Below are 5997 nucleotides of genomic sequence, written 5' to 3'. Positions count from 1 at the left end.
GGAGGGCGGCAAGCGCGGACACTGGACCCGCGACGAGTCACCCGTTGCGGATTCTGCGGTGCCACAGGAACGTTCGGCGGTGGTGCTGGTGTCGTCGACCGGGGTCGCGGCCGGCACCCGCGAGGACACCACCGGACCGGTCATCGTCCGGTGGCTGAGCGAGCGCGGATTCGCGGTGCGCGGACCCCTCGTGTACCCGGACGCGCGGATCGCCGAGGGACTGGCCGACGCGCTCACCGGTGCGCCCGCGCTGGTGCTGACCACCGGCGGCACCGGCGCGTCCCCGACCGATGCGACCCCGGAAGCGACACTGGCCGTGCTCGATCGGGAACTGCCCGGCGTCGCCGACGCGATCCGTCGCCGCGGTCTCGACGTCACCCCGCGCGAGAGCACCGCGTGCGGGGTCGCCGGACTGGTCGGCCGTACCGTGGTGGTGAACATGCCCGGGTCGCCGGGCGGGGTCAAGGACGGACTGGCCGCGCTCGAACCGATCCTCGATCATCTTCTGGCGCAGGTTTCGGGAGGCGGAGCTCATGAGTGAACTGCTGGCACGGATTTCGTCGGAGCCGCTCGACCCGGCAGCGGTGGATGCCGCGGTCGCCGGACCCGAGCACGGAGCCGTCGTCGTGTTCACCGGCGTCGTCCGCAACCACGACGGCGGGCAGGCCGTGACCGCACTGGAGTACCAGGCGCACCCGGACGCGGAGACCTTCCTGCGCAACTGCTGCGAACAGGTGGCCGCCGAATCGGGTCTGCCGGTCGCCGCGGTGCACCGAGTGGGCCATCTCACCATCGGGGACCTCGCGCTCGTCGCGGCGGTCGCGGCCCCGCACCGCGCGGAAGCGTTCGCGACCTGCGCGGAACTGGTCGAACGCATCAAACGGGAAGTGCCGATCTGGAAGCGCCAGGCGTTCACCGACGGCGCGTCGGAGTGGGTCGGACTCTGAGACGCGTCCGGCGGCGTCCTGAACATGCGGTAGGCTGACCCGGTTCGAGTGTCACGACGACACTCACCGTCGTGGGATACCGGCGGCCCGGGATCGTGCCCGGCCCGCACGCAATGCAGCATCGGCCTTCCTCGCGGCGATCCACCGCACACCACCGGAACTTCCGGTCGCGTGCACACACGCCGCATCGAAAGGCAGCGCCGTACCTTGACCACATCCTTTTCCGATCTCGGTGTCCCGAGGACGCTCGTCGCGACCCTCGGCGACAACGGCATCACCGCGCCGTTCCCGATCCAGGTCGACACCCTCCCCGACACTCTGGCCGGACGCGACGTCCTCGGTCGCGGCCGCACCGGCAGCGGCAAGACCCTCGCGTTCTCGATTCCGCTGACCGCCCGCCTCGCCGGCGGTTCGTCGCGCGCGGCGGGACGGCCGCGCGGTCTCGTGCTGGCTCCGACCCGCGAACTGGCGACCCAGATCGCCGCGACGGTCGAGCCGCTCGCCCACACCACGGGCCTGCGCGTCACCACCATTTTCGGTGGCGTGTCCCAGAACCGGCAGGTCGAGGCGCTGCGCCGCGGCATCGACATCGTCATCGCGTGCCCGGGTCGCCTCGAGGACCTGATGCGTCAGGGCTTCGTCACGCTCGACGCAGTCGAGATCACCGTGCTCGACGAGGCCGATCACATGGCCGATCTCGGGTTCCTGCCCGGCGTCACCCGGATCCTAGACGCGACCCCGCAGAACGGTCAGCGGCTGCTGTTCTCCGCGACCCTGGACAACGGTGTCGACAAGCTCGTCAAGCGCTTCCTGCACGACCCGGTGATGCACTCGGTCGACGAGGCCCATTGCGGCGATGACCCACCACGTGTTCGACGTCGACAGCGTCGACTCGAAGAAGGCACTGGTGCGGACCCTCGCGTCGGGGACCGGACGCCGGATCCTGTTCATGCGCACCAAGCATCAGGCCCGCAAACTGGCCCGCCAGCTCACCGAGTCGGGTATCCCGGCCGTGGATCTGCACGGCAACCTGTCGCAGAACGCCCGCGACCGGAACCTCGCGGCGTTCGCGTCGGGTGAGGCGCGGGTGCTGGTCGCGACCGACGTTGCGGCGCGCGGTGTGCACGTCGACGACGTCGAGCTGGTCGTGCACGTCGATCCGCCGGCCGAGCACAAGGCGTACCTGCACCGGTCCGGCCGCACGGCGCGCGCCGGCAGCACCGGTGACGTGGTGACGGTCGTACTTCCGGACCAGCGCAAGGACCTTCAGGTCATCATGCGCAAGGCCGCGATCACGGTGTCGCCGATCCGCGTGACCGCGGACTCGGAGCACGTGCTGAAGCTCGTCGGCGAGGTCGCACCGCACGTGCCGCCGGCTCCGAAGGCGGCTGCGGCCCCGTCTCGGCCGCAGCGCTCGGGCGGTCAGGGTCGTCGCGGAGGCGCACGCCACGGCGAAGGTTCTCGTCAGGGTGGATCGCGTCAGGGTGCCACGTCGCGTCAGGGCTCCGGTACCCGCCAGGGCGGCGGCGCGCGTCAGGGCGGATCCGGACAGAGCCGGTCCGGCCAGGCCGGTTCGGGTCAGGGCGCGGGCCGGCGTCGCGCGCAGCGTAATTCGGCTGCGCGGTAACCTTTTTCGCAGACCGGGTCAGCGTGGCGTGAACCGGTGGACGGCGTACATCGCGTCCGCCGACACCGGTTCCACCGGAACGCAACCCTCCAGCCGCCCGCGCACCGAATCGGCGTCGAGGTCGGCGCCGATCACGACGAGTTCGGTGGTCGCGGGCACCTCACCTTTCCGGGCCGGTTCGAACCTGATGTAGTCGCCGACGGTGTGCACCAGGTAGGCGCGGCTGCGCAGGCCCGCGGCCACGTGCACGTATCCCTTGATGCGGAACACCCCGGCCGGTTGCGCCTCGAGGAAGTCCACGAACAGCCTCGGATGCAGCGGCTTCGCCGACGTGAACGTGACGGCGTCGTATCCGTCGTGCAGGTGCGTGTGTTCACCCTCGTGCTCGTCGTAGAGCAGGCTGTCGAGGGTGAGCTGCTCCCCCGGCTGCGGTTCCGGACGGTCCGGGATGTCGAACAACAGGCCCGGATCCATCCGGGAATGCTCGGTGGAGACGACCGCCGCGCGCCGGTTCAGCGCGCACAGCCGCCCCAGCAGTTCGTCGTGCGCGTCCGCGTCGACGCGGTCGGTCTTGTTGAGCAGCAACAGATCTGCGAGCGCAACGTGCTGTTCCAGTTCGGGATGGCGGGCGCAGGCGTCGTCGAACTCGGCGGCATCGACGACCAGAACCAGTCCCCCGTACGTGATGTACTCGTTCGCCGAGCCGGTGACCAGCCGGATCATGTTGCGCGGCTCGGCCAGACCGCTCGCCTCGACGACGATGACGTCGAGATCCGAGGACCGGTGGGCGAGCTTGTCGAGCATCGCGTCCATGTCGCTGACGTCGACGGCGCAGCACAGGCAGCCGTTGCTGAGCGAGACCATCGAGTCGACCTGACCCGCGACCATCATCGAATCGATGTTGACGGAACCGAAGTCGTTGACGATCACGCCGATGCGCGCGCCCCGGGTATTGCGCAGCAGGTGGTTGAGCAGCGTCGTCTTCCCGGAGCCGAGGAAGCCCGCCACCACGATGACGGGAATCTTCTTGTTCGCCATGGATCGAGCGTAACGGCGCCGGGTCAGGCCTTTCGGACCACGCTCGACTTGAGCTGCATGGGTCCGAATCCGTCGACCTTGCAGTCGATGTCGTGCCCGTCCACGCCGTTCACCAGGCGGATGTTGCGGACCTTGGTGCCCGCCTTGATCCCCGTGGCGCTGCCCTTGACCTTCAGGGTCTTGACCACCGTGACGGTGTCACCGTCGGCCAGCACGTTGCCCACCGCGTCCCGGATCACGCCGTCGGCGGTGTCCTCCGCCGACTCGGACGTACGCGCCCACTCGTGCGCGCACTCCGGGCACACGAGCAACGACCCCATCTCGTAGGTGTACTCGCAGGAACATTCGGGGCACGGCGGCAGGGTCTCGTCCATCCGGACATCATACGGCGGTGCGTCCGTCCGGCTGCGAGGGCCGACCGGCGGACGCACCACCCGTATCGTCAGGATCCGGCCCGGATCCACTCCTCCAGGTGCGGGGATTCGGTACCGATCGTGGTGCCGTCACCGTGCCCGGTGTGCACGACCGTCTCGGCAGGCAGCGCGAACAGTTTGTCGCGGATCGAGCCGATGATCGTCGGGAAATCCGAGAACGACCGGCCCGTCGCACCGGGACCACCGGAGAACAGCGTGTCGCCGGTGAACAGCTCCCCCGCCTCCGGCAGATACAGGCAGGTCGAGCCGGGCGAATGTCCCGGCGTCGCGATCGCCTGGATCTCGGTGCCGGCGACCGCGATCCGCTGCCCGTCCTCGAGCGTGCCGTGCGCGACGCCCGGATGGGTCATCTCCCACAGCACGTCGTCGGCCGGGTTGAGCAGGATCGGCGCGTCGAGCCGCTCGGACAGCTCCGGGGCGACGGTGATGTGGTCGTTGTGGGCGTGCGTGCACACGATCGCCACGACCTTCCGGCCCGCGACCGCGTCGACGATCGGCTGCGCGGTGTGCGCGGCGTCGATGACCACGACCTCGTCGTCGTTGCCGACGAGCCAGATGTTGTTGTCGACCTGCCACTCGCCACCGTCGAGCGCGAACGTGCCCGAGGTGACGACCCGGTCGACGCGGATCGGCGAGACGCTCACAGGACCACCACCGAACGCAGCACCTCACCGCGGTGCATGGTCTCGAACGCCTTCTCCACGTCGTCGATGCCGATGCGCTCGGTGACGAACTTCTCGAGCGGCAACCGGCCCTGCTGGTAGAGGTCGACGTAGGTCGGGAAGTCCCGCTCGGGGAGGCAGTCGCCGTACCACGAGGACTTGAGTGAGCCGCCGCGGGAGAAGAAGTCGATCAGCGGCATCTCGAGGGTCATGTCCGGGGTCGGGACGCCGACCAGCACGACGGTGCCGGCCAGGTCGCGGGCGTAGAACGCCTGCTTCCAGGTTTCCGGGCGGCCCACGGCGTCGATGACGACGTCCGCGCCGAAGCCGCCGGTCAGTTCCTGGATCGCCTCGACGGCATCGACCGAGGTGGAGTTGATCGTGTGAGTGGCGCCGAGGTCGGTGGCCCACTCGAGCTTCTTGTCGTCGCGGTCGACGGCGATGATCGTGCCGGCACCGGCCAGGCGGGCGCCCATGATCGCGGCGTCGCCGACCCCGCCGCAACCGATCACGGCGACGGACTGGCCGCGGGTGACCCCGCCGGTGTTCACCGCCGCGCCGAGACCGGCCATCACGCCGCAGCCGAGCAGGCCCACGACGGCCGGGTCCGCGGTCGGATCGACCTTGGTGCACTGTCCGGCGTGCACGAGGGTCTTGTCGGCGAAGGCGCCGATGCCCAGCGCCGGGGTCAGCTCGGTGCCGTCCTCGAGGGTCATCTTCTGCGTCGCGTTGAACGTGTCGAAGCAGTACTGCGGCTGACCGCGCTTACAGGCGCGGCACTGCCCGCACACCGCCCGCCAGTTCAGGACGACGAAGTCGCCGACCGCGACGGACTCGACACCCTCGCCGACCGATTCGACGACGCCGGCGGCCTCGTGGCCGAGCAGGAACGGGAATTCGTCGTTGATGCCGCCCTCCCGGTAGTGCAGGTCGGTGTGGCACACCCCGCACGCGGCCACCGCGACGACGACCTCGCCCGGTCCCGGATCCGGGATCACGATGGGCACGACCTCGACGGGTGCACCCTTCGCGCGAGCAACGACGCCCCGAACTGTCTGCGGCATGACGGTGTCTCCTTCTGCTGTGGATCGATCCTGCCCACCGTATCCAGCCCGGACCGCCCGCGTACCTGATCGAACGGACTGATCGACCTACTCGAAAGACCAGATCGAACTTTGTCCTCAAAAATACCTAAGTGGTGTTGTGCACGGTTCTAAGTTCGGCTAACGTCGGATTCACGTTCGCCCCCGGCCCCGAGGAGTGCAATGTCGATCGTCAACACGGTGACC

The 5997-nt window shown here is 69.3% G+C and carries 6 protein-coding genes and 1 pseudogene; 3 read left to right on the top strand and 4 right to left on the bottom strand.

Annotated elements, in window-relative coordinates:
* The 3 genes and pseudogenes from I0Q12_RS33700 to I0Q12_RS23790 form a co-directional block, all read left to right on the top strand.
* Nucleotides 1-541, top strand: a 541-nt coding sequence (locus I0Q12_RS33700; RefSeq protein ID WP_269437685.1) for a molybdopterin-binding protein, incomplete at its 5' end; no start/stop codon positions are given.
* Nucleotides 534-947, top strand: a complete 414-nt coding sequence (locus tag I0Q12_RS23795; RefSeq protein ID WP_197255332.1) for a molybdenum cofactor biosynthesis protein MoaE — start codon at nt 534-536, stop codon at nt 945-947. The genes I0Q12_RS33700 and I0Q12_RS23795, both read left to right, overlap by 8 nt.
* Nucleotides 948-1154: 207 nt before the next feature.
* Nucleotides 1155-2574, top strand: a pseudogene (locus tag I0Q12_RS23790) (DEAD/DEAH box helicase).
* Between the two features lie 18 nt (nt 2575-2592).
* Here the strand turns inward: I0Q12_RS23790 and I0Q12_RS23785 are convergent.
* The 4 genes from I0Q12_RS23785 to I0Q12_RS23770 form a co-directional block, all read right to left on the bottom strand.
* Complete coding sequence (locus I0Q12_RS23785; protein WP_197255330.1) at nt 2593-3612, bottom strand: GTP-binding protein; 1020 nt, start codon at nt 3610-3612, stop codon at nt 2593-2595.
* 23 nt (nt 3613-3635) lie between these two features.
* Entirely contained in the window at nt 3636-3986 is a 351-nt protein-coding gene (locus I0Q12_RS23780; RefSeq protein WP_197255328.1) for a zinc ribbon domain-containing protein YjdM, read from the bottom strand.
* Between the two features lie 68 nt (nt 3987-4054).
* Nucleotides 4055-4690 carry an MBL fold metallo-hydrolase gene (locus I0Q12_RS23775; RefSeq protein ID WP_197255326.1) on the bottom strand — a complete coding sequence of 212 codons (636 nt, stop codon included), beginning with the start codon at nt 4688-4690 and terminating at the stop codon, nt 4055-4057.
* Complete coding sequence (locus I0Q12_RS23770; protein WP_197255324.1) at nt 4687-5772, bottom strand: S-(hydroxymethyl)mycothiol dehydrogenase; 1086 nt, start codon at nt 5770-5772, stop codon at nt 4687-4689. Before I0Q12_RS23770 ends, I0Q12_RS23775 begins: the two co-directional genes overlap by 4 nt.
* Between the last annotated feature and the right edge of the window lie 225 nt (nt 5773-5997).

Origin of the sequence: Rhodococcus sp. CX (genome assembly GCF_015865005.1) — a bacterium.
In the GTDB taxonomy this organism is placed as follows: domain Bacteria; phylum Actinomycetota; class Actinomycetes; order Mycobacteriales; family Mycobacteriaceae; genus Rhodococcus.
This window is presented reverse-complemented; position numbering and strand designations above follow the sequence as displayed.